The sequence below is a fragment of the Cryobacterium sp. Y50 genome (genome assembly GCF_002929805.1).
Lineage (GTDB): Bacteria > Actinomycetota > Actinomycetes > Actinomycetales > Microbacteriaceae > Cryobacterium.
Genome location: NZ_PJJM01000097.1, coordinates 104,908 through 126,252, shown reverse-complemented (window position 1 = coordinate 126,252; position 21,345 = coordinate 104,908). Strand labels below are relative to the sequence as shown.

Sequence of the window (21,345 nt, the reverse complement as noted above, 5' to 3'; positions counted from 1 at the left end):
AGCCCGCCAATCTGGTTTGGTAGCACGCGGGCTATCGCGCCAGAGGCAGAGTCAGCGCGAAGCGAGCACCCGTCGGGGCCGGTTCGAGGCACTCGAGCGTGCCGCCGTGCGAGCGGGCGAGGGCCCGGGCGATCGACAGGCCGAGACCGGAGCCGCCGCGATTGCTCGCCCGGGACGGGTCGAGGCGCACGAACCGTTCGAAGACGCGCTCGCGTTCTGGCGAGGGAACGCCGGCTCCGGAGTCGTTCACCTCTAGCCGGGCCGTGCCATCAACTACTGCCAAGCTGGTGCGGATGCTGCCACCCGGCTCGGTCGCATTGCGCGCGTTCCCGAGCAGATTGGTCACAATCTGCGCCAGGCGCTGGGCATCACCGCTCACCCAGACCTCGGGCGTGACCGCAAGGTCGAATTCGCGGCTGGTCCCGAGCATCCGCTGCTCGACAACAACCCCGCGGGTGAGCGCGGACAGGTCGACTGGTTCGAAGGCCGCGCCCTCATCGCCCTGGTCCAGCCGGGTCATCAGCAGCAGGTCATCGACCAGTCGGGCAGCCCGCTGGGTCTGCTGAATCATGTTGACCGTGAGGCTCTCGCGCTCGGCGCGGGCCGGATTGTCGCGCAGCAACGTTTCGGCGCTGGCCTGCAGGCCGGCGACCGGGGTGCGCAGTTCGTGCGAGACGTCGGCGAGAAGCCGCCGCATCCGCTCTTCGGCGGCAGCCGCGACCTGGGCGGCATCACGGGCCGTGATTTCTGCGGCCTGCGCATCGGCGGCGGCCTGACGGGAGGTGCTTTCGGCGGTTTCGAGCGCCTGCAGCATGTCATCGAAAGCGCCGGCAGTGCGCCCGATCTCGGTGCGCGGATTGCTCGGGCGCAGTCGCCCACCGCGTCCGCCCTGGGTGATGGCGAGCGCGAGTTGGGTCATATGTGTGAGGGGTCGCAGCGCCACCCCGACCACACCGGTCAGCAGCAGCCCGGTGACGACTATCGTGAGCGCCCCGGCGACAACCTCGATCGTGCGCAGCTGGGCCAGGGTTAGGTCGATACCGGCCTCACTCGAGCTGAGGATGAGGGTTCCGCCGGCCACGTTTTGCGTGACCGAGAGGCGGTCGTCGCTTTGGATGATGACGGCGCCGGGCACGGTGTCGGCGTGCGGCGGAGCGCCAGGGCCGCGGCCGCCGCCGGGAGTTGGATCGGTGCGGCCATAGACGGTGTCGCCACCGACCGAGTAGGTCACAGTGACGTCATCGCCGGTCAGCCGGTTGGCCAGACTCTGCGCCGCCAAGCCTTCCTCGGCCAGAATCTGCGCGTAGCCGGCCCGGTCGATCAGGCGCTGCTGCAGGTCGGCCCGCAGCTGACCGCCGAGCACGAGGTTGATTAGAATACCGACTGTGACCAGCACAATCGTGAGCATCGCCAGAACAGCGGCGACGACTCTCAATCGCAGGGACGTGGTACGCATCGGGGTACTTTCTGAAGGGAGCGGGAATCAAACGGATGCGGCGAGCAGACGGCATCCGCTTGCAGCGACGAACCGGTCAGCCGGTGAGGCGGTAGCCGATTCCGCGAACGGTGTGGATGAGACGCGGGCCGTTGGCGTCGAGTTTACGGCGGAGGGTGCTCACGTAAGCCTCGACCAGGTTGGGATCGTAATCGTCGTAGCCCCAGACCTGGGTGAGGATCTGGGTTTTGGAGAGGGTGCGTCCGCGGTTGTGCACGAGATAAGTGAGCAGGCGGCGTTCGGTCGCGGTGAGGTCGATCAGCTGGCCGGCTCGGGTGGCCGTGGCGGCCTCCTCATCGACGATGAGGTCGCCGACCTGCATGGTGGGTGAGACCAGGCGTCCGGTGCGGCGGAGCACGGCGGTGACGCGTGCAACGAGCTCGGCCAGCACGAACGGTTTCATAATGTAGTCGTCGGCGCCGGCCTCGAAGGCTGCGAGCCGGTCATCGACCGCGTCGCGGGCGGTTACGAACAACACCGGGGTGTTGCCGGCGTCGCGTAGCCGTTGGGCCAGGTGCAGGCCGTTTTCGCCGGGCAGCATGATGTCGAGCACCGCGGCATCCGGTCGAAAGCGGGCGATGCGTTCGGCGAAATTCATGCCGTCTGGCGCGGTATCGACCACGAATCCGGCGTGAATGAGGGCCTGACCGATCGCGGTGCGCAGCACGTCTTCATCTTCGACGACGAGGACGCGGGCTGGTTCGGTGGGCACGGTCTAACAGTGCGTGGCGAAGCTGAGCGTTTACTATGCGCCCGCTGACCGTTTGGCGACGTCGAGCGGGATTCAGTTCGTCTTCAGATTCGCGCCAGAAGCTGAAAACAGATACCCCACTCACTTCATTTCGTCAGGAGACAGTATGACCCGCACCAACGATTCCCAGCCCACCGATTCCACCGACGGTGCCGACGACACCACCGAGTCGAGCGCCACGCCCGACGCCAAGAACACCAGCGCGGACACGACAGACACTCAGCAGACAGACACTACCGAGTCCAGCACCGATACCGCCTCCACCGAGGCTTCCGACGCGCACTCCCACCTGCCGTACGACGCGCAGCAGACCCTGCCCTTTGACTCCAACGCGACGGTTCCTCTAAATGGAACGCTGGTCGCCGCGAACGACGCGAACGCGACGCTTCCCTTCGCGGCCGCCTCAACCGGCTACGCCACCCCGAGCGTACCCGTCGACCCTGCCGCGCCGAAGCCCCGCACCTGGTACCGCAAGCCGGTCGCTATCGGCGGAATGGCCGCCGCGGTCATCATCCTCGGTGGCGCCGGAATCGGCTTGGGCATTGCCGCGAATTCCGGTGCGAACGCCGAACTCGCGTCGAACAATTCCAGAACCTTAAATGGCCCCGGCCAAGGTGAATCCGACTCTGCTGGCGGACCTCGGTTGTCCACCGGAATGGCCGCCCTCGACGCTCAGGGTCCGGCCCTCTCGGGTACCGTGCTCGCTGTGTCGGGCGACACCATCACGATCACGGACAGCGACGGTTTCGTGCGCACGATCAACGTCACCGACGACACCGAGTACGGCGACGGGCTTGCAGCCGACTTTGAAGAGGGCCTAGAGATTCGCGCCACCGGAACGATCAATGACGATGACACGAGCCTCGACGCGACGTGGATCACCACTGCCACGGCGGGCCACGGCATCAACGGCCGCATCGATGGCCCCGGCATCGTTGGCCCCGGTATTGGCGGAGGTCACGGCGGCCCACGGGGAGCGGATGCCGGAACCACCGTCACCCCGCTGACCGACGGTGGCGCACCCGTCACCCCGACCGACCCACCGAGCACGCCCGCCGCGTAACCGCGCAACGATTTGCGCTGCTCGACGGCCCCACCGGGCCGACGAGCCGTGACCCGTAAATACGCTGTGGCTTGCCCCCTCACATTAGGGGGTGTACATTCCTTCGTTTATGCTGAAACCAGCAACTTGGGCACGGCCGTTTGGTCTTTCGGCTTCTGGGGGCACCGACGTAAGGCATTGCACCATGAACAAGAAGAATATTCTCATCGCCACTGCCGCTGGCGTGGTTCTGCTCCTCGGTGGCGCTGGCATTGCGATCGCCGTGAGCGACAACGACAACGACGGCCCTCTCACCGGTGAGACCCTCGACCGTGCGAGCAACGCCGCCCTGGCCGAGGTCGGTCCCGGCACCGTGACGAACGCCGACCGCAATGACGACGGCGGAAGCGCCTACGACCTCGAGGTGCGTCTCGACGACGGCACGACCGTCAACGTAGAGCTTAACAACGCCTTCGACGTGGTTTGGGTCGGCGATTACGACACCGACGACACGAACACGTCGAGCAACAACTCGTCCGATGACAGCGGCTCATCCTCGTCGAGCGCATCCCCAAGCTCCACTTCGAGCGCCACGGCCGACACAAGCTCCGCCGACCAGGCTGCCAGCGACCGTGCCAGCGCGGAGGCCGCGGCCCTCGCCGCGGTCGGCAGCGGTCGCGTCACCGACTTCGACCGTGACGACGACTGGAACCACCTCTACGAGGTTGAGGTCACCCTCGACAACGGCACCGACCGCGATGTCGACCTCGATGCCAACTTCGTCGTCGTGAGCATCGACGACGTCCTGCAGTAAGTCCTTTTTTTCCGTGAAGCGCTGAGCGAATTCGCTCAGCGCTTCACGCGTTTAAGTGGTCAGCGCTCGACCAGAATGCCATCCTCGTCGCAGTACACCGTGCGCCCGGGTATAAAGACGACGCCGGCGAACTCGACGACGGTATCCGCTTCGCCGGCACCGGTCTTGGAGCTCTTGCGCGGGTTGCTGCCGAGGGCCTTGACTCCGAGGTCGAGGGCACCGATGGCGACCCGGTCGCGCACCGCGCCGTTGATGATCGCGCCGGACCAGCCGTTCGCCACGGCGAGGTCGGCGATCACGTCGCCCATGAGCGCCGAGTTGAGTGAGCCTCCCCCGTCTATGACAAGCACGGCGCCGTCGCCCGGCGTGGCCAGGATCGTCTTGAGCAGCGCGTTGTCCTCGAAGCAGGTTACCGTGCGAATCGGGCCGCTGAACCGGGCTCGACCGCCGATCGTCTGAAACTGCAGGGGTACGGACTGCAGCTCGTCGCCACGTTCGTCGTATAAATCGGCGGTCAACACGGTCATTGTTCTTCCAGGGTTTCGTTGCTTACAGAGTAGGCCCGGTCAGGCGTACGCGTCCGCCGAATTACATGACGCTGTCCAGGAAGGCCTTGGTGCGGGGATTTTGCGGATGATCGAGCACGCTCGCTGGCGACCCGCTCTCCACGACGATCCCGCCGTCCATGAACACGACCTCGTCAGCGGCACCGCGGGCGAATCCGATCTCGTGGGTGACCACAACCATCGTCATGCCGTCGGCGGCGAGCGCTCGCATCACGTCGAGCACATCACCGACCAGCTCCGGGTCGAGCGCGCTCGTCGGCTCGTCGAACAGCAACAGCTTCGGATCCATCGCCAGGGCACGGGCGATCGCGACGCGCTGCTGCTGCCCGCCCGACAATTGCGCCGGGTAAGACTGCGCCAGGTCGGCGAGTCCGACCCGGTCGAGCAGTTCCCGGCCGCGAGCCAGGGCGGCCGGCTTCGCCAGCCCGCGCACCCCGATCGGCGCCACCGTGATGTTCTCGAGGGCGGTCATGTGCGGAAACAGGTTGAAGCGCTGGAACACCATTCCGATTCCGCCGCGCTGTTTCGCGACCTCTCGCCGGTTCATCTCGAAAATGCGGCCGTGCCGGGCGGCGTAACCGATGAGTTCACCGTCGACAGAGATACGGCCACCGTCGATCCGTTCGAGGTGATTGATGCAGCGCAGAAACGTGCTCTTGCCGGAGCCCGATGGCCCCAGCAGGCACATCACCTGCCCGGCCGCGACGTCCAGGGAAATGCCCTTGAGCACCGGGGCGGCGCCGAAACTCTTGCGTACCTTGTGGGCGCTCAGTAGCGGCGGGGCTCCGACAGATTCGGCGTTCAAAGCGGATGCCGTCGGCCCGGTCTGATCGACGCCGGCGGAAGGTGTCACTCGCGTAGTGTCGGTCATGAGGCATCCGCTCTAATCGGGTCAGCGGGCCGGGGCGCTGGGCGCAAGATCGCCCGCACCCGCGACAGTGGAGTCGGCGGCAGGGTGCGGGCGTTGCCGCGGCCGTAATGGCGTTCCAGGTAATACTGCGGAATTGAAAGCACCGAGGTGAGAAGCAGATACCAGCAGCTGACCACGACGAGCAGTTCCACCTGGCGCAGGTTCTGCGAGGAGATCTGGGTGGCGACCGTGTACACCTCTAGCACCGCGATGACCGAGAGTAGCGAGGTGTTCTTGAGCATCGAGATGGTCTCGTTGCCCATCGGCGGAATGATCACCCGCATGGCCTGCGGCAGCACGACCTTGAACAGGGTGAAGGTGGGGCTCATACCGACCGAGTAGGCGGCCTCATATTGGCCTTCGTCGACGGAAAGCATCCCGGCCCGCACGATTTCGGCCGAATACGCGGCCTGGTTGAGCGTAAGGGCGAGCAAACCGGCGACGAAAGCCGGAATGAGCGTGTTCGTGTCGACCGAGAACAGGCTGAAGTCGGTGAACGGAATGCCGAGGGTGATCCGTGCGTAGAGCAGCCCGAGGTAACCCCAGAACACGATCTGAATCAGCAGCGGCGTGCCGCGGAAAGCCCAAATGTACAGCCAGGACAGCGCGTTCATGACCGGGTTGTTGGAGAGACGCATGACTGCCAGAAGCACGGCGAGCACCGTCGACACGGCCATCGAGACGATCGTGAGAACGAGAGTCAGCACGACGCCGTCGAGAATGCGCCGGTCGAAGATGAACTCGCTGATAGTCGGGTGGTTCACGTTGTCGTTTTGCCAGAGCGACACGGCAACGCCGGCAAAGACGAGTAAAAGCAGCACCGCCACGACCCAGCGCCACGGATGCCGCAATGGCACCGCGTCGATGTCGTCGGGGTTGGGCAGCACGGCGACGCGTGGATTACGCGGGTCGGGGTCGTTTCGCGGCGCGGCCTCCGGGCCGGGACGGGTGGGCGGCAGGTTCGGCATCAGGTCACGACCCGAGGTTGAAGCCGGCCTCGTCGAGCCCATAGTTCGTGAGGTCGTACTTGGCCAGAATGTCGGTGTAGCTGCCATCGGCAATGGTCGCCACCAGAGCGAGGTGAATCGCCTCGCTCAGTTCGCTGTTCTCCTTGAGGATGCCGATTCCGCTGTAAACCGGGCTGTACCCGCTCGGGTTCGCCTCGTCGGTGATGACCTCGAACATCTCTCCGTCGCCGGCGGTCTGCGCGGTGTGCGCCGCGACGGCCGAGTCGACGACCTCGGCGACGGCCCGGCCGGACCGAACGGCGGTCTGCACCTCGGTTTCGCCGGGCAGTTCGGAGATGATCACCGGGCCAGGGCCGGCCGTCGTGCACTCCGCGTCGTAGCCTCGCAGAATGTCAGCCTGCACGGTGGCCTTGGGCACGGCGACCTCCTTGCCGCACAGGTCGAGTACCCCGGATATGTTCTCAGGGTTGCCGGCGAGCACGAGGATGGAGAATCCGGCGTGGAAGTAATCGACGAAGTCGAGGGTGCCCTGACGTTCCTTGGTGTCGTTCATGCCCGACATGATCACGTCGTTCTTGCCGGCTTTCAGCGACGGAATCGCGGTGGCGAACGCCTGTTTTTGCAGTTCGAAGCGCACGCCCAGCTTGACGCCGAGCGCAGCCGCGAGGTCGTGGTCGAAGCCTGTGATGTTCTGTTCGGCGTCGTACATTTCCATTGGCGGGTAGGGAATGTCGGAAGCGGCCTTGATGATTCCGGCCGATTTGATCGATTCGGGCAGGGCGGCCGCGGCGGCCGGGTCGACGCCGCCGGTGATCGCGGCGGGTTCCGTGCTGTCAACGGTGGCCGAGCATCCGCTCAAGACCAGCCCGGCCACAAAGCCGAGAGAGGCGAGCGCCGGCCAGGTCAGCCGGCGAGGAGAGCGGGTTTCGAGCTTCACGTGCAGGGTCATGGCTGTCTCCTGTTGATTGAAAATGCTAGAAACGGATGCTGTCAGTGCTGGCGGTAACGCTGGCCAGCACGTCGGGCAGTACCTCCACGCCGATGCCCGGCCCAGTGGGCACCCGCAGGTGACCGTTTTCCAGCTCGAACGGTGCGGTGAGGTCCTGCGCGAAGTACCGGTTCGAGGCCGAGGTATCCCCCGGCAGTACGAAGTTCGGCAGCGCGGCGAGGGCCACGTTCGCTGCTCGGCCGATGCCGGTTTCGAGCATGCCGCCGCACCAGACCGGCACGCCGTGCGCCGCAGCGACGTCGTGGATGCGCCGGGCTTCGAGGTAGCCGCCGACCCGGGCCGGCTTCACGTTGATGATGCTGCAGGCACCGAGAGTGATCGCCGTCGCGGCGTCGCGGGCCGATTCGATCGATTCGTCGAGGCAGATCGGTGTGGAGATGAGCCTGGCCAGGTTGGCGTGGCCCAGCATGTCGTCCTCCTTCATCGGCTGTTCCATCAGCACCAGGTCGAAGGGGTCGAGCCGGGCAAGGTGACGGGAATCGGCGAGGGTGTACGCGGTGTTCGCGTCAACTTGCAGCAGCACGTCAGGGCCGAACTTTTCGCGCACCGCTTGCACCGGGGCCAGGTCCCAGCCGGGTTCGATTTTCAGTTTGATGCGCAGGTAGCCCTCGGCGAGGTAGCCGGCGACGGCGTCGAGCAGTTCGGGGATGGAATCCATGATGCCGACCGAAACGCCAGCCGGCACGGTGTCCCGCACTGCGCCGAGGTGACTGCCGAACGAGACACCGGTGCTTTTCAGTTGCGCGTCAAGGATGGCCGTTTCGAGCACAGCCTTGCTCATCATGTGGCCTTTGACCGGCTCCAGGGCTGTGGCGACCAGTTCGGCACTGAGCCGGTCGCCGAGTGCCTGCAGCCGAGGCACGAGGTGGTCGCGAATAACCAGGTCACTCGCGTCCAGAAATTCGGAACTGTACAGGGGGTGCGCGTCGGCGGCACACTCGGCCCAGCCTTCGGCATCCGCTGTGATCACGCGCACCACGGTCACCTCACGCTCGGTCGAGGTGCCGAACGAGGTGCGGAACGGCCGCACCAGCGGCAGGCGCACCCGGCGTAGCTCGATGGTCTCAATTTTCATGCTGTTCCTCCTGGTGAGAGTCGGTACCAGCCGTCACGGCTGACCCCGCGGGCTATCTGCCCCGAAGCGAATACGTCGGTAAAGATAGAACGGATGCTGCGCCGCCACTCGGCCGCGAGCTGTGAGTTCTGCGCGCGCAGCGCCACAATGTCGGTCGGGACCCGGCACCACAGAGAGTCAGCCGCCGCCACGAGCACGGGGTCGCCGTCGGGGCCTTCTCTAAGCACATCGCTCGGGCTGTGGGAGGGGCGATCGACCGGTGTCGGGCGGTTCTCGCTGCAGGCGACCGATTCTGCGCTCGTGAGCGGCCAGACCGCGACCAGGCGGTCGCTTTCGTCGTTGGCGTTCATATCGCCCTGCATCGGGCCGTAGAAGTCGATGGCGTACTCGCTCGCGCAGGCGCCGAGTTTACTGAGGTTGAAGCGGGCGTTGCGGCTGACCAGAGGGTCGAAGGTCCAGGTCATTTCGGTCAGGTCGCGGGCCAGACCCCAGGCCCGCTGGTGCTGCTTCAGGGCGAAGCCGACGCCGCGATCACTGATTCCGGGCAGCACCCCGGCAATCAGGGAGTACATCGACGCGGACTTCGGGGTAACGATCGCCGCAGCGGCGCCGACGAGGCGGCCGGTCTGGTCGCGGGCAGCTGTGACGTTGCAGCCCGCGTGGCTGATGCTGCGCAGCAGCTCGGACGGCATCGCGCTCTCGCCGGGCGGCAGCAGCCAGACCGTATTGAACAGCTGTTCGATCTCGAGCAGCCCCGCGAGGCTGCCCTCGTCGCTCACTCGCACACGGGCCGATTCGGCGGCGACCAGCGCGGCGGCCCGGGCCTGCTCGGTGATTACGACGAGGGACTGTTGCGGGGACATCTGCCCAGTGTGGTCGGGTCGCAGCCCCCGATCTTTAGCGCTTAGCATCAAGAAAGAGCCTGGTTATGGTCGTGCAGCACAAAGCGGATGGGTATGGTGGACGAATGACTAGCGTCGGGTTGCCGGTCGGTGACCTGTTCGCGCTGGCGAATGCGATCGCCGCGATGGTCGGCGGCGCGACCGCGATCGAAGACCTGCAGACTCGGGTCCTCGCGTATTCCACGCTGCCAGACCAACCGATCGATGGCACCAGGCGCGATGGCATTCTGGGCCGTCAGGTGCCCGACCTGCCCGATAACGCCGAAGCCTACGCCTCACTGTTTCGGACGTCCGGCGCAGTTCGGTTACCCGGGGCGATGACACCGAACCTGCCGGGCGAACCCGCCGTGCCGGTGGGGCTGGCCCGATTGGCGGTCGCCGTGCGGGCCGGCGCCGAGCCCCTCGGGTCGATCTGGGTCGTCGACGTTACCGGTTCACTCGACGATGCTGCCGCCACCGAGCTTGAACGCGCGGCAGCCATCGCAGCGCTGCACATTCTGCGCGCCCGCAGCGCGGCCGACCTGGCTCGGGCGCAACGCGCGGTGCTGCTGCGCCGGCTGCTCGACGGTGATGCGGATGCCCGACTCGTCGCCGCCCAGCTCGGCCTCGACTTGGCCGGCCCGTTCGTGGCTCTGGCGTTTCGACCGCAGTTCGGCCCCGCGGGCGACGAGTTGCGCCTGAACCGGCTGGTTGATCTGGTGGCGATGTCCTGCGAAGCGCACCAGAGCGGCACGGAGTGTGTAGCTATCGGCACCACGATCTACGCCCTGTTTTTCGGCGGGCAGCTCGACGACACACAACTGATCGGCATTGAGGCAATGGCCGCTCGATTGGTGACCCGGGCTACGGCAGCGATGCGAATCGTGCTGCGGGCATCCGTTGGCTCGCGGGTGACCAGAGTCGACACGATCAGCCGGTCACGGCGGGACGCGGATTTGGTCCTCCTGCTGACGGACCATTCAGCCGACACCGGCCCGGTCGTCAGCGCGCGGAACGTCGGCAGTCGGCTGAGTCTGCTCGAACTCGGGCAGGTGCTTCGGGATACCCCGCGGCTATTTTCGGCACAGGCGCAGGCGGTGCTCGACCTCGATGCCCGCGCCGGCACCGAGTATGCCGCGACCCTGCGCACCTACCTCGACTGCGGGCGAGACTCGGCCAGAACGGCCACCTTGCTGTCGGTGCACCAGAACACGCTGCGCTATCGTTTGCGGCGGGTGCACGACCTGTTCGGAATCGACCTCGACAACGCCGACGACACGCTTACGTTGTGGCTGAGCCTGCGGGTGGGCGACTAGCTGTGTTGCAGCACCGCGAGGCTCGCGCTGCGGCAGCGTCCACCGCACAATAGTGGAGTGATACGTAAACGAGTGCGGGCCCACGGCGAGGTGCAGGGCGTCGGATTCCGCTACCATGCCGCTGCCAAAGCCCGGCATTTGGGACTCGTCGGGTACTGCCGCAACCGCTCGAACGAAACGGTGGAACTCGAGATCGAGGGTTGGGAGGCATCCGTTTTGCGCATGTTGCGCTGGCTCGAAACCGGCCCACGGTATGCCGTCGTCACGACGCTCGAAGTGAGCGACATCGCCGCGACCGGCGAAAGCGACTTTCAGATCACCGACTAGGGTCAAATCGCCCCCGACGCTGGCGTAGCGTTGCGTTATGACCGCGCGCGAGGGCCCCGTCGGGGGACGCCAATGACGACGCGCACAGCGTTCGCACTGGCGCGCCTCGGTCTGGCCGGAGCCGGACTTTTCGCCCTGAGCGGCTATTTCTACTACACGCTCGGGGTCGCGACCTTTGCCATCGCGAATTTCTTCAGCTACTTCACTGTGCAAAGCTCCATCGCAGCGGTCGCCGTGATCGTCACGGCGGCCATCGTGGCACTGCGACGGCCGATCGACCCGGCCTGGCTCGACATGTTGCGCGCCATGGTGACGACCTACATTCTGGTCTCCGGGGTGGTCTACGGCATCATCGTGTGGCAGTCCTCTGGCGCTAACTATTCCATCGAAGTGCCGTGGTCGAGCCGGCTGCTGCACTTCATCATTCCGGCCCTCGCCCTGATCGACTGGATGGTCGACCCGTTCAAAGCCCGCCTACCGTGGAAATATCTGGGCTGGGCCATCGTGTTTCCTATTGTTTGGCTCGTGTTCACGCTCATCCGCGGGCCGATCGTCGGCTGGTATCCGTACTTCTTTCTCGATGCCCGGCAGGTCAGCGGCCCCGGTGAGACCGTGTTCTATTGCCTGATCATCGTGGCAATCATCACGGGAATTGCTGCGCTGCTCACCTGGATCACCCGATTGAAGCGGATGCCGCGGCACCTGCTGCCGCCGTGGCGTTCGTCGCTCTGAGCCGCGCTACCCTGCGTCGGGAACGGCCAGGAAGGGCTCGAGTGCGGTGAGTGCGGCCGACAAGAACTGCTCGTCATCGAGCTCGGACAGCCGAGTGGCGTTCTCGGCGGCGACGACCCCCATGAGAATGGGCTCCCCGGTGAGCGGCATCATGTTCACCCAGACCGGAAAATCGGCGTCTTCGCCGACGATGGTCCAGACCCAGGCCTCGGTGTCCCAGAACGCCTCGTCGAAGCGCAGCCAGACCTTGTCGAGAACCCCCATGCCCAGGGCAGCAATGGCACCGCGATGCGCGAAGGGCAGCGCCGGCGAAAATTCGATCGCGGCAGTCTGCAACACGCCAAGCGGCACAGTGAGAATGACCCGGTCGGCCGAGAGCGACTCACCGGTGCCGAGACGCAGACTCACGCCACCGTCGTCGTGGGCAACCCGGTTGACCACGCTCGAGAGCAGCAGCTCCAGACCGTCGGCGTCACTTTTCAGCAGCGTGGAGTAGCCGCCCACCACCATCTGGTCGTCCTCGGGGGTACCGATGTCGGTCGTGTACCAGGCGGACTGCTGACTCGGCGTTGCCCCGGTTTCGACCTTGAGCTTCGTGGCAATCTCGTACTCAAGCCAGTCGGCATCCGACAGGCCGTTGGAGTCGGGCGTACTCGAAAGTTTCGCTTCACCCGAATCGATGAGGGCACGTTCAACCGAAACGTCCTGCTGCTGATTCGCCGCCCAGTCGAGGGCGTCCGTGACAGTCTGAGCGCCCAGCGTTGATACCTCGACGATCGCCCCCGCGCGGGTACGCACCTCCGGAGTGCGCACGAACGGCAGCAGGCTAACCCCGAGCGCGGTCAGCTCGTCGCCCGGAAAGTTGTCAGAAGTACGGTGCACGAACGACGGCCCCCGTTCGATCGGAAAGGGCCAATCATCGCTGACGGTGTCGATGCGCCCGCCAATGCGGTCTCGCGCCTCGATCACGACGACGTTGTAGCCGGCATCGACGAGTTGGCGGGCCGCGGTAATGCCGGCAATCCCGGCGCCGACGATGGTGATGCGTTCGCCGGGAGCCGCGACATCCTGCACCCGCCCGGCCGCGAGCAGGCCGGACGCGCGGGCGCCCTGCACCGTGCCGGGCGCGTCCACTGCTGTGGCTTCACCGGCGAAAAACACCCGAGCATCGACGGCCTGACCGAGCGCAACGCGGTGTTCCGGGGTAGCTCCAACGGCGGCGTAGCTGAAGGATCCGCGGGAGAAGGGATCGCTGGACCAATTGGTGCGGGAAACGGAGAGCGGCTGCGGAACCAGTGAGGGCATGAGCGTGCTGGGCGCAACGGATGGCGTCGGCACTGGCTCCGGCGCAACGCACGCAGCAAGCGCCAGGACTGAAAAACCCGACGCCGTGCCGAGCAGAAAAGTGCGCCGCTTCACGATCGGTCCAGCCCAGAATGGTCAGTCAGTCCGGCGCCAGTCATGAGTCCAAACTACCGCAGACCGTCTGCTCTTGACATTCTCTCCCTTGGGTAGTTAGTTAGTTACATAACCAACTAACCAATGAACCGGTAGCAGGCGGCAGCATCCACTTTTGAAAGCAGGCAGTCCTTGATCGAAGCGGGTAAACCGATCTTCGTGCAGATCGCGGAGCAGATCGAGAACGACATCATCGATGGCGTCATCGAGGAGGAGACTCCCGTGCCCTCGACCAATGAATTCGCGGCTTATCACCGCATCAACCCGGCCACCGCGGGAAAGGGCGTCAATCGCCTGGTGGAAGAAGGCATTCTCTACAAGAGGCGGGGAATTGGAATGTTTGTAGCATCCGGAGCGCGGGAACGACTTATCGGCGCTCGCAGGGAACAGTTTCGGGCCAACTTCGTGGGCCCACTGTTGAGCGAGGCCGCCAAGCTCGGCATCACCGCGGAGCAGGTCGCCGGCATGATCAACGAAGAATCCGTGACCGAAAGAAAGGCGAGCAACTCATGAACCTCACCGACCCAGCCGTGCGCGTCACCGGCGTCACGAAGAAATTCGGGGCCTTCACCGCGATCGACGACGTGAGTTTCACGGTCGAAGGCAACAAGATCTACGGCTTGCTGGGCCGCAACGGCGCCGGCAAGACCACCCTGATGCAGCTGCTCACCGGGCAGCAGTTCGCGACGAGCGGCACCCTCGAGGTGTTCGGAGCCTCGCCGGTGGAGAACGCGCGAGTGTTGCAGTCGCTCTGTTTCATCAAGGAGAGCCAGAAGTATCCCGACAGTTTTCGGGCCGATCACGTGCTGGCGAGCGCGCCGTGGTTTTTCGCCAACTGGGACGCGGACTTCGCAGCCCAACTGGTCGATGACTTTCGGCTGCCGCTGAAGCGACCGATTAAGAAGCTGTCCCGCGGGCAGCTCTCGGCGGTCGGCGTGATCGTGGGACTCGCCTCGCGCGCGCCGCTCACCTTCTTCGATGAGCCCTATCTCGGGCTCGATGCGGTCGCGCGGCAGATCTTCTACGATCGTCTGCTCGAGGACTACGCCGAGCATCCGCGCACCGTCATCTTGTCGACGCACCTCATCGACGAGGTCAGCAACCTGCTCGAGCACGTTATCGTCACCGACGAAGGCCGCATTCTCATGAACCAAGACGCCGACCAACTGCGAGGTACCGCGAGTACCGTCGTCGGCAAGAAAACGGATGTCGATGCCTTCGTCGCCGGCCGCGACATCATTTCCCGAGATGGCATCGGCGGGCTCGCCTCGGTCACCGTCGGCGGCCTCGGCGAAGCCGAACGGGATGCGGCGCGGGCGGCCGGGCTGGAACTTTCGCCCGTGTCGCTCCAACAGCTGATCGTGCAGCGCACGACGAGCACGACGAGCACGACCGGGACCACCGGCCATGCGGGCGGCAGCGCGCCGTCCGGCCGGGCCGACCGATCTGGCCGTGCTGGGGGTTCTGACCGTGCTGGGGGTTCTGGCCGTGCTGGGGGTTCTGACCGTGCTGGGGGTTCTGGCCGTGCTGGGGGTTCTGACCGTGCTGGCCGTGGCATGGGCCACCGGAGCGGTCGCACCGACACACCCGCCGATCAGACCGAGAGCAAGACCGATGCTTGGAGTGAACGCTCATGACTTCCACCGATTTGCTGACCGGCGCGCCGGCATCCGTTCACCCACGCAGCGCTTTGGCGCGCATCTGGAACGTGGTGCGGCTGCACCTCGTCGACCGTCGCACCTATATCGGAATCCCGTGGCTGATCGTGGGAATGGCCTTCGTGATCACCGTGTTCATTGCTCAGATCATCGGTTTCACGACCGGCGGCCTCGGCACCCCCGGCGCTATCGAGGGCCAACGATACAGCTGGGCGGTGCTGTCGCCGCAGTGGTATCTGATCGTGGTCGGCGTACAGGCGATCTCGTTCGGGTTTCCGCTCGCGCTCGGATTCGGCGTCACCCGGCGGGACTTCTACCTTGGCACTGCGCTGCTGTTCGTGCTGATCTCGGCCGGTAACGCCGTAGCCTTCGCGGTGCTGACCCAGCTCGAGAAGCTGACCGAGGGCTGGTGGATCGACACCTACATGTTCAACGCGCTCTGGCTCGGCATCGACGGCTTCTGGGTTGACCTGTTCTCGTTCTTCGTGATGCAGCTGCTGGTGTTCTTTATCGGCGCTTCGGTGGCGACCATCTATATGCGCTGGCGCATGCCCGGCATGCTCGTATTCTGGAGCTCATTCGCCTTGGGTCTCGTCGGCACCGTCACGATCATCACGTTCACAAGCAGCTGGCCGACGGTCGCCGTATGGTTTGCGGCGCAGGGAGTGGGCGGCATCTTTGCCTGGCTGCTGATTCCGGCGGCACTAGCCGGCTTCGGCGGGTTCCTGGCCCTGCGGCGGGCCACCCCGAAGAATTAGAAGAACTAGGGCAGCTGGCCCCGCCTCACGTTCCGCTGCGGGGGCTAATTCAGGAAATCCGGCCGGGCAGGGTCCTGGCAACCCGTGTTTTCGGGGTTGTGCGTGTTCGTCCGGCCGGGATTTCCTGATCTAGCCACCACGAACGGCCACGCTGGAGCCCGTGCACACAACTCCTGCAAATTCTGGCCGGCGCAAAGTGGATGCCCGCAATTTCGGCCAATTTTTCTGCCGCGGCCCCAAATCGCAGGAGTTATGCGCAGTCCCGGGGGCTAATTCAGGAAATCCGGCCGGGCAGGCTCCTGGTAGCCCGTGTTTTCGGGGTCGTGCGTGTTCGTCCGGCTGGGATTTCCTGATCTAGCCACCACGAACCGGTGTGACGGGGGCGGGGCGAGCAGCTAGACGGGTTCCGGTCCGGTCAGGAAGCTGTCGACCACGAGGGCGCGCACCTTCGGCAGCAGTTCGGTGGTGAGCGCCTGCTCATCGGCGTCGAGCAGCTGGGCGAGCGCTCCGATGATGGCACCAACCGCGAGGTCGCCGTCGCAGGCACCGACCAGTCCGGCCAGGGCCGTGTCGAGCGGCACGGAGCGCCCGAATCCGCTGCCCTGGTGCAGGGTCATCAGCGTCGGGTCTTGCTGCCCGGGCCAGTAGTGCCGTTCCTCGGTGACGTCGGAAGCCACGGTGAGGTTCGTGCGCAAGAGGTGCGCGTCATCCGTTCGAGCCTGCCAGTCGTGCGCGGCGAGGCACTCGGCGAGGTGCGTGCCGAGGCCAGCCGGGTTGTGGCCAAGAGCTTCGGGCAGCCGTTCGAGGCGGCGCAGGGTTGGGCCACCGCCGGTCAGCGGCCGAGTCACCTGGCTCGACGCGACGGCGTTAGATGCGGTGGCTTCATCGCCGGCCGGCCGGCGCAGCAGCAGGTATCCGAACCCGACCCGGCGCACACCGCGTGCCTCGAAGTCGTTCAGCCAGGCCTTGTACAACCGGTCGAAGTCGGGGCCGGGTCGGGTGCCGCCGTCGCGGATCCAGGTCTCGGCGTACTCGCCCGGCGATTGTACTTCGCGCTCAATGATCCACGCGTCGAGTGCCGACGAAGCGGATGCCGCCGGTGACGCTAGCGGGGATATGGCCACCGACGTTGACTCAGCCGACGTTGCCCCGGCCGACGCGGACTCGCCGGCGACCGGTGTGAGCCAGCGCTCAAGCCGTTCGAAGGCATCCGTCTCATCGTGATATTCCCAGTTGCCGAGCAGCTGCACGACGCCGCCGGGGGTGAGATGGTCGGCGGCACCGCGCACGACGGCCTCGACCAGGGCGTCGCCGACCATGCCGCCGTCGCGATACTCGTAGCTCGGCACGCCCTCGGCGCGCGGCGTGATTACGAACGGCGGGTTCGAGATGATGTGATCGAAGAACTCCCCCACCACAGGCTCGAACAGGCTGCCGAACCGAAACTCAATATTGTCGATCTCGTTGAGCTCGGCGTTCAGCGCCGCTAGCTCGAGCGCGCGCATCGAAATATCGGTCGCGACGACGTGCTCGGCGTGCCGCGAGGCGTGCATGGCCTGGATCCCGCAGCCGGTTCCGATGTCGAGCGCCCGCTCAATTGGGGTCGATATCAGGAGTCCGCTGAGGGTGCGGGAGGCGCCGCCGATGCCGAGAACGTGGGTTTCGCCAAGCGGATGCCCGAGCGCCAACTCCCCCAGATCGCTCACTATCCACCAGCTGCCGGCGCCGTGCGCGTCGATGAAGCTGTACGGGCGCAGATCGACGAGCGGGCGCACGCCAGCCGAACCGTGCGCCGCCACGAGCCCAAGCTCCTCGGCGCCCGCTGCCCCAAGCGTCGGAAGCGCGGCCTCGAGGTCAGCGCGCGGCACTGCGCCGCCGAGTAGGAACAGCCGGGCGAGGGTCGCGGCGGGCTCGTTCCGGCCGAGTTTGGCGGCGAGCGCGGCGAGCGCCCGCTGCGCCGGAACCCGCTGGTTGCGGCGCAGCGCAGCATCCGCTTCGATACCCCACAATCCGGTCAGACCTGGTACCGAAAAGTGGGCGGCGGCGAGGTCGGTGCGCAGGCGGGGTATGAAAGTTACAGAAGTCACCCGTCTATTCAACTCGATCTGCGCCCCGTGCCCGAACGTCTTGCCGGTAGATCGACGACCGCCGAGCCGAGCGACCATTGCACCCGGTGTGTCGTGAATTCGACCGGCATTACGTACCCCGCCGGTCACAGCCAGCGCATCGTGAACGCGCGGGCCACGAGCTCGTTAGCCGGCGGCAGCGTGAGCGAACGCACGAGGGCATTGCGAACGCCGAGCCGCAGGCCGTGGGCTGGCCGGCCCATATTCATGTTGAATCCGGCCTGCACAACCGCGCGGTGAGCGGCACTCCGGCGGGAACGGTCATAGCTTCCCAAAACGGATGCCGCCGCGCCCGGCTCGAGCAGCGCTCGCTGCAGCGCCGGGGCGAGTGCAACGGCGTCGAGCCAGCCGAGGTTCATGCCCTGCCCGCCGATCGGACTGATCTGATGCGCGGCATCGCCAACCAGTATGTTGCGGCCCGCGTGCATGCGCCTCGCGAGCCGCTGCTGCACGGCGAAGGCGCTCGCTGCCCCGAGCGGTTCGGCCACCCTGACGCCGGTTCGATGACGGATGAGCGCGGCCAGGTCGGCGCTGTCGGCTTCCGTGGCAAGAAAATCGGTCATCGCCACCCAGCGGCGCCGACCGCCGGGCAGGGGAAAGGATTCCACCACGCCGCCGCGCTCGAAATAGAGCACCGCACCGGTGTCGCCCGGATCGGGGTCGGCGAAGTCGCCCATGAGATAGGTTTCGCTGCAGCCGAGCTGCCGCCAGGCGATGCCGGCCGCCGCCCGCACCGTACTCCGGGCGCCGTCCGCGCCAATCACATAACGGGCCTCGATTGGGCCGGCGTCGGTCGAAAGCGCGACGACATCGCCGCGATCGTGCACTCCGGTCACCGTCACACCGCTGCGATACCGACCCGGCCGGAGTTGGTCGAACCGGGCGCGCAACAAGGCCTCCGTCTCGTATTGCGGCAGCGCTACCACAAACGGATACCCAGGCGCTGCTCGCTCGAACGACAGCTGCCCGAGCTGGCGGCCGTCGCAGCGCACCTCCCCTTCGCGAATGCGCACCGCCCGGTCGAGCAGGGCCTCGGCGACGCCGATTCCAGCGAGAGCACGGAGGGACGGCGGGTGGATGCCGATCGCCCGCGAGCGCAGCGACGGCCGCTCGCGCTGCTCGACTACCTCAACATCGAGCCCGCCGACGGCGAGCACACAGGCGAGCATCGTACCGACCGGCCCGCCCCCGACGATGACAACGTCACGCATCCGCCACTTCCCGACTTGGCACGGGCCACGACGGCCAGACGATCACAACGTCACGCATCGGGCCGGTCAGGCGTGAATTCAGGCACGTGGTCAGGCTCAGACCCCGGCCGCTTGACCGTCTCTTCGGGCGCATCGGCGGCAGGTGCAGGTGCGCGCCCGGGATCGCCGCCTGCCAAAGTCGCAGCATTAGTCGCGAACTCGGGCGAAGCATCCGCTGGCACAGCCTGCGTCGGCGCGTTCCAGCTCAGCTCCAATCGCGATGGCCTGCCGCGCGACACGGTCCATCCGACCGGAACCGCGGCCCGCAGCTCGTTCGCGGTGTAGCTGCGTTGAATCGAGGTAAGCCCGTCCGGCCGAATGTAGGAGTGCCGAAAGAACGGCCAGGTGCCCGCAGCGAACCCGAGATAGGCGCAGTTCGAGCGCTCGAGATCGGCGTGCAGCACCCGGCGACGCGCGAGCGCCTCGGAGTCCACGAGCAGCCCCTTGAGCTCGTCGACGCTCAGGTGGTGCAGCACATGGTTGGAGACCACGAAGTCAAAGTGCTCGCCCTCCGCGACGAGATCGGAGCTCAGCGCCCGCCGAAACGACAGACCGGCAATCTTCGGCTGCGACGTCACGAACACGTGCGCGCGGGCATCCGGATCGACGCCGGTCACCCTCAGCCGCAGGCCGTCACGCACCGCCCAGCCGGCCAGTGCCCGCGACACATCGCCGCCGCCCGATCCGACATCGAGGAGTGTCAGTTCGGTCGTGGTTGACAGGGCAGGGCGGATGCTGCGGCGATAGATCCCCCACCAGCCAGAGACGACCGCATTGACCACGCGAAAATCCTGATAGGTGCGGGTGAGCATGGTCGGGTCGCAGAGCGGGGAATCCATGATCTCAACCGCGTCGTGGGCGCGCACGCGCAGGGAGGGAAGGGCCATTCAGCCCTCGATCACGGTCATCAGGCCGGACTCCACGGTGAGTCCGGGGCCGAACGCCATGGTGCAGACCCGCTCGCCGTCGGCCGTAGCTGGGCCGTCGAGAATGGCCTTCATCACGAACAGGATGGTCGCGCTGCTCATATTGCCGTTGGTGCGCAGCGTCTCGCGCGAGGGCAGTAGCTGGTCGGGTCGCAGCTCAAGCTTCGCCTCTGTCTTGTCGAGAATGCTGCGGCCACCGGGGTGGATCGCCCAATGCTCGATCACCGAACTGAGCGAGGCGGGGGGCGCGAGGGTGAGTACGGGGGACGCGACGGGGGTACCGATAGCTGAGGCAGCATCCGCGTGGACAGGAGCATTGAGCTGCGCGGTGATCGACACATCGCGGGCGAACAGCGGGGCGAGCGCGCTCTCGATGTGTTCGTCGATGATGTGCGGAACGTAGGTGCTCAAAGTCATTTCGAAGCCTTCGTCGCCGATTTTCCAGGCCATGTCGCCCTCGCCGACCGGGGTGATCACCGTTTCGAATAGGTCGAGGCCGAGAGCCTTCTCGCCCGGCAGCGGAGCGCGGGAGCTGACAATACCGGCGGCCGCGCCGTCGGAGAACAGTGAGGAAGCGATGATGGTGTCCGGGTCGCTCGAGGTACGCAGGTGCAGCGAGCAGAGTTCAGCGCTGACCACGAGCACCACTGCGTTCGGGTCGGCTTGGACAAACTGCTTCGCGGTGCGCAGGGCCGGCATCGAGGCGTAACAGCCCATGAATCCGAGGTGGTAGCGCTGGGTGCTGGCCTTCAGGCCGAGCTCACGCACGAGCATGTAGTCAGGGCCTGGCGCGTAGAAACCGGTGCAGGAGACGGTGACAACGTGCGTTATGTCTTCGGGACGAATGTCGGGGCAGGAGGCGAGCGCCCGGCGGCCGGCCTCGACGAACAGCTTGGTGCCCTCCGTGATGTAGAGCTCGTTGCGCACCCTGGTGCTCGGCATGAGCAGCAGCTGTTGCCGTGCGTCAAAGAACTGCGGCTCGGCTGAATCATTGTCGAGGGTGAGCTCGTCGATCACGGTATGTCGGGTTTCGATTCCGGATACGTTGAAGCTGGTGTTGACCAGGCGCCCCGCGAGCCGACTGAGACCGGGCTGGGCGGCGAAGATGTCGCGCACCTGCTCTTGGATCAGAATCGTCGGGGGAACTACGGTCTGGAGCGCTCTCAGAATGACGGCCATGAGCCATGGTTGCACGCGACTTCTCTTCCGTACAGCCCTCCAGCACCGAAAAATCGGGCCCGACACAGCTTTTTGGAGGCCTCAGGCCACCGAAACCCGAACGG

The 21,345-nt window shown here is 65.9% G+C and carries 20 protein-coding genes and 1 pseudogene; 8 read left to right on the top strand and 13 right to left on the bottom strand.

The window, feature by feature from the left end; translation table 11 throughout:
* Positions 1 to 31 precede the first annotated feature (31 nt).
* Together CXY73_RS14275 and CXY73_RS14270 are read right to left on the bottom strand one after the other, a co-directional pair.
* Positions 32 to 1,456 carry a HAMP domain-containing sensor histidine kinase gene (locus CXY73_RS14275; RefSeq protein ID WP_104178079.1) on the bottom strand — a complete coding sequence of 475 codons (1,425 nt, stop codon included), beginning with the start codon at positions 1,454 to 1,456 and terminating at the stop codon, positions 32 to 34.
* Positions 1,457 to 1,532: 76 nt separating this feature from the next.
* Positions 1,533 to 2,207, bottom strand: coding sequence for a response regulator transcription factor (locus CXY73_RS14270; protein ID WP_104178078.1), 675 nt, complete (start codon positions 2,205 to 2,207; stop codon positions 1,533 to 1,535).
* 145 nt (positions 2,208 to 2,352) lie between these two features.
* Between CXY73_RS14270 and CXY73_RS14265 the strand changes: the two genes are divergently transcribed.
* Both CXY73_RS14265 and CXY73_RS14260 read left to right on the top strand, forming a co-directional pair.
* The gene (locus CXY73_RS14265) at positions 2,353 to 3,309 is read left to right on the top strand and encodes a hypothetical protein (RefSeq protein WP_104178077.1); all 957 of its coding nucleotides are present in this window, start codon (positions 2,353 to 2,355) and stop codon (positions 3,307 to 3,309) included.
* A gap of 184 nt (positions 3,310 to 3,493) precedes the next feature.
* The gene (locus CXY73_RS14260) at positions 3,494 to 4,102 is read left to right on the top strand and encodes a PepSY domain-containing protein (protein ID WP_104135251.1); all 609 of its coding nucleotides are present in this window, start codon (positions 3,494 to 3,496) and stop codon (positions 4,100 to 4,102) included.
* A gap of 59 nt (positions 4,103 to 4,161) precedes the next feature.
* Here the strand turns inward: CXY73_RS14260 and rraA are convergent, their stop codons facing one another.
* The 6 genes from rraA to CXY73_RS14230 form a co-directional block, all read right to left on the bottom strand.
* Positions 4,162 to 4,629, bottom strand: a complete 468-nt coding sequence (gene rraA, locus CXY73_RS14255) for a ribonuclease E activity regulator RraA (protein ID WP_104135252.1) — start codon at positions 4,627 to 4,629, stop codon at positions 4,162 to 4,164.
* 61 nt (positions 4,630 to 4,690) lie between these two features.
* The gene (locus CXY73_RS14250) at positions 4,691 to 5,539 is read right to left on the bottom strand and encodes an amino acid ABC transporter ATP-binding protein (protein WP_104135253.1); all 849 of its coding nucleotides are present in this window, start codon (positions 5,537 to 5,539) and stop codon (positions 4,691 to 4,693) included.
* Positions 5,536 to 6,546, bottom strand: coding sequence for an amino acid ABC transporter permease (locus tag CXY73_RS14245; RefSeq protein ID WP_104178092.1), 1,011 nt, complete (start codon positions 6,544 to 6,546; stop codon positions 5,536 to 5,538). The genes CXY73_RS14250 and CXY73_RS14245 overlap by 4 nt, the downstream gene beginning before the upstream one ends.
* A gap of 4 nt (positions 6,547 to 6,550) precedes the next feature.
* Positions 6,551 to 7,495 (bottom strand): ABC transporter substrate-binding protein, encoded by a 945-nt coding sequence (locus CXY73_RS14240; RefSeq protein WP_104135254.1) that lies wholly within the window; start codon positions 7,493 to 7,495, stop codon positions 6,551 to 6,553.
* Positions 7,496 to 7,520: 25 nt separating this feature from the next.
* Complete coding sequence (gene menC, locus CXY73_RS14235; RefSeq protein ID WP_104135255.1) at positions 7,521 to 8,630, bottom strand: o-succinylbenzoate synthase; 1,110 nt, start codon at positions 8,628 to 8,630, stop codon at positions 7,521 to 7,523.
* A complete protein-coding gene (locus tag CXY73_RS14230) occupies positions 8,627 to 9,493 on the bottom strand; it encodes a chorismate synthase (RefSeq protein ID WP_104135256.1) in 867 nt (288 codons plus the stop codon). Before CXY73_RS14230 ends, menC begins: the two co-directional genes overlap by 4 nt.
* A gap of 104 nt (positions 9,494 to 9,597) precedes the next feature.
* On the opposite strand from CXY73_RS14230, the gene CXY73_RS14225 reads away from it, so the two are divergent.
* The 3 genes from CXY73_RS14225 (at position 9,598) to CXY73_RS14215 (ending at position 11,886) form a co-directional block, all read left to right on the top strand.
* The gene (locus CXY73_RS14225) at positions 9,598 to 10,827 is read left to right on the top strand and encodes a CdaR family transcriptional regulator (RefSeq protein ID WP_158253033.1); all 1,230 of its coding nucleotides are present in this window, start codon (positions 9,598 to 9,600) and stop codon (positions 10,825 to 10,827) included.
* A gap of 57 nt (positions 10,828 to 10,884) precedes the next feature.
* Entirely contained in the window at positions 10,885 to 11,154 is a 270-nt protein-coding gene (locus CXY73_RS14220) for an acylphosphatase (protein ID WP_104178076.1), read from the top strand.
* A 72-nt stretch (positions 11,155 to 11,226) separates the two neighbouring features.
* Positions 11,227 to 11,886, top strand: coding sequence for a Pr6Pr family membrane protein (locus tag CXY73_RS14215; RefSeq protein WP_104135259.1), 660 nt, complete (start codon positions 11,227 to 11,229; stop codon positions 11,884 to 11,886).
* Between the two features lie 6 nt (positions 11,887 to 11,892).
* Here CXY73_RS14215 and CXY73_RS14210 read toward each other — a convergent pair whose 3' ends face one another.
* The gene (locus CXY73_RS14210; protein WP_104178075.1) at positions 11,893 to 13,305 is read right to left on the bottom strand and encodes a flavin monoamine oxidase family protein; all 1,413 of its coding nucleotides are present in this window, start codon (positions 13,303 to 13,305) and stop codon (positions 11,893 to 11,895) included.
* Positions 13,306 to 13,476: 171 nt separating this feature from the next.
* Between CXY73_RS14210 and CXY73_RS14205 the strand changes: the two genes are divergently transcribed.
* The 3 genes and pseudogenes from CXY73_RS14205 to CXY73_RS14195 all read left to right on the top strand — a co-directional run bounded on the left by CXY73_RS14205 (position 13,477) and on the right by CXY73_RS14195 (position 15,760).
* On the top strand, positions 13,477 to 13,857 hold the full coding sequence (locus CXY73_RS14205) for a GntR family transcriptional regulator (RefSeq protein ID WP_104178074.1): 381 nt from the start codon (positions 13,477 to 13,479) through the stop codon (positions 13,855 to 13,857).
* A pseudogene (locus tag CXY73_RS14200) lies at positions 13,854 to 14,729 on the top strand (ABC transporter ATP-binding protein); the annotation flags it as partial. The gene CXY73_RS14205 and the pseudogene CXY73_RS14200, both read left to right, overlap by 4 nt.
* 248 nt (positions 14,730 to 14,977) lie before the next feature.
* The gene (locus CXY73_RS14195) at positions 14,978 to 15,760 is read left to right on the top strand and encodes a hypothetical protein (protein ID WP_104178073.1); all 783 of its coding nucleotides are present in this window, start codon (positions 14,978 to 14,980) and stop codon (positions 15,758 to 15,760) included.
* A 395-nt stretch (positions 15,761 to 16,155) separates the two neighbouring features.
* On the opposite strand, the gene CXY73_RS14190 is transcribed toward CXY73_RS14195, so the two are convergent.
* The 4 genes from CXY73_RS14190 to CXY73_RS14175 form a co-directional block, all read right to left on the bottom strand.
* The gene (locus tag CXY73_RS14190; RefSeq protein WP_233198349.1) at positions 16,156 to 17,847 is read right to left on the bottom strand and encodes a methyltransferase; all 1,692 of its coding nucleotides are present in this window, start codon (positions 17,845 to 17,847) and stop codon (positions 16,156 to 16,158) included.
* A gap of 125 nt (positions 17,848 to 17,972) precedes the next feature.
* The gene (locus tag CXY73_RS14185) at positions 17,973 to 19,097 is read right to left on the bottom strand and encodes an NAD(P)/FAD-dependent oxidoreductase (RefSeq protein ID WP_104178071.1); all 1,125 of its coding nucleotides are present in this window, start codon (positions 19,095 to 19,097) and stop codon (positions 17,973 to 17,975) included.
* A gap of 50 nt (positions 19,098 to 19,147) precedes the next feature.
* The gene (locus CXY73_RS14180) at positions 19,148 to 20,023 is read right to left on the bottom strand and encodes a class I SAM-dependent methyltransferase (RefSeq protein ID WP_104178070.1); all 876 of its coding nucleotides are present in this window, start codon (positions 20,021 to 20,023) and stop codon (positions 19,148 to 19,150) included.
* Positions 20,024 to 21,241 carry a type III polyketide synthase gene (locus tag CXY73_RS14175; RefSeq protein WP_104178069.1) on the bottom strand — a complete coding sequence of 406 codons (1,218 nt, stop codon included), beginning with the start codon at positions 21,239 to 21,241 and terminating at the stop codon, positions 20,024 to 20,026.
* Between the last annotated feature and the right edge of the window lie 104 nt (positions 21,242 to 21,345).

Excerpts from the sequence above, each read along its gene's own strand:
- CXY73_RS14275 (WP_104178079.1), bottom strand. The coding sequence starts at position 1,456 with ATGCGTACCACGTCCCTGCGATTGAGAGTCGTCGCCGCTGTTCTGGCG.
- CXY73_RS14265 (WP_104178077.1), top strand. The coding sequence starts at position 2,353 with ATGACCCGCACCAACGATTCCCAGCCCACCGATTCCACCGACGGTGCC.
- CXY73_RS14260 (WP_104135251.1), top strand. The coding sequence starts at position 3,494 with ATGAACAAGAAGAATATTCTCATCGCCACTGCCGCTGGCGTGGTTCTG.
- rraA (WP_104135252.1), bottom strand. The coding sequence starts at position 4,629 with ATGACCGTGTTGACCGCCGATTTATACGACGAACGTGGCGACGAGCTG.
- CXY73_RS14250 (WP_104135253.1), bottom strand. The coding sequence starts at position 5,539 with ATGACCGACACTACGCGAGTGACACCTTCCGCCGGCGTCGATCAGACC.
- CXY73_RS14245 (WP_104178092.1), bottom strand. The coding sequence starts at position 6,546 with ATGCCGAACCTGCCGCCCACCCGTCCCGGCCCGGAGGCCGCGCCGCGA.
- CXY73_RS14240 (WP_104135254.1), bottom strand. The coding sequence starts at position 7,495 with ATGACCCTGCACGTGAAGCTCGAAACCCGCTCTCCTCGCCGGCTGACC.
- menC (WP_104135255.1), bottom strand. The coding sequence starts at position 8,630 with ATGAAAATTGAGACCATCGAGCTACGCCGGGTGCGCCTGCCGCTGGTG.
- CXY73_RS14230 (WP_104135256.1), bottom strand. The coding sequence starts at position 9,493 with ATGTCCCCGCAACAGTCCCTCGTCGTAATCACCGAGCAGGCCCGGGCC.
- CXY73_RS14225 (WP_158253033.1), top strand. The coding sequence starts at position 9,598 with ATGACTAGCGTCGGGTTGCCGGTCGGTGACCTGTTCGCGCTGGCGAAT.
- CXY73_RS14215 (WP_104135259.1), top strand. The coding sequence starts at position 11,227 with ATGACGACGCGCACAGCGTTCGCACTGGCGCGCCTCGGTCTGGCCGGA.
- CXY73_RS14195 (WP_104178073.1), top strand. The coding sequence starts at position 14,978 with ATGACTTCCACCGATTTGCTGACCGGCGCGCCGGCATCCGTTCACCCA.
- CXY73_RS14185 (WP_104178071.1), bottom strand. The coding sequence starts at position 19,097 with ATGCGTGACGTTGTCATCGTCGGGGGCGGGCCGGTCGGTACGATGCTC.
- CXY73_RS14180 (WP_104178070.1), bottom strand. The coding sequence starts at position 20,023 with ATGGCCCTTCCCTCCCTGCGCGTGCGCGCCCACGACGCGGTTGAGATC.
- CXY73_RS14175 (WP_104178069.1), bottom strand. The coding sequence starts at position 21,241 with ATGGCCGTCATTCTGAGAGCGCTCCAGACCGTAGTTCCCCCGACGATT.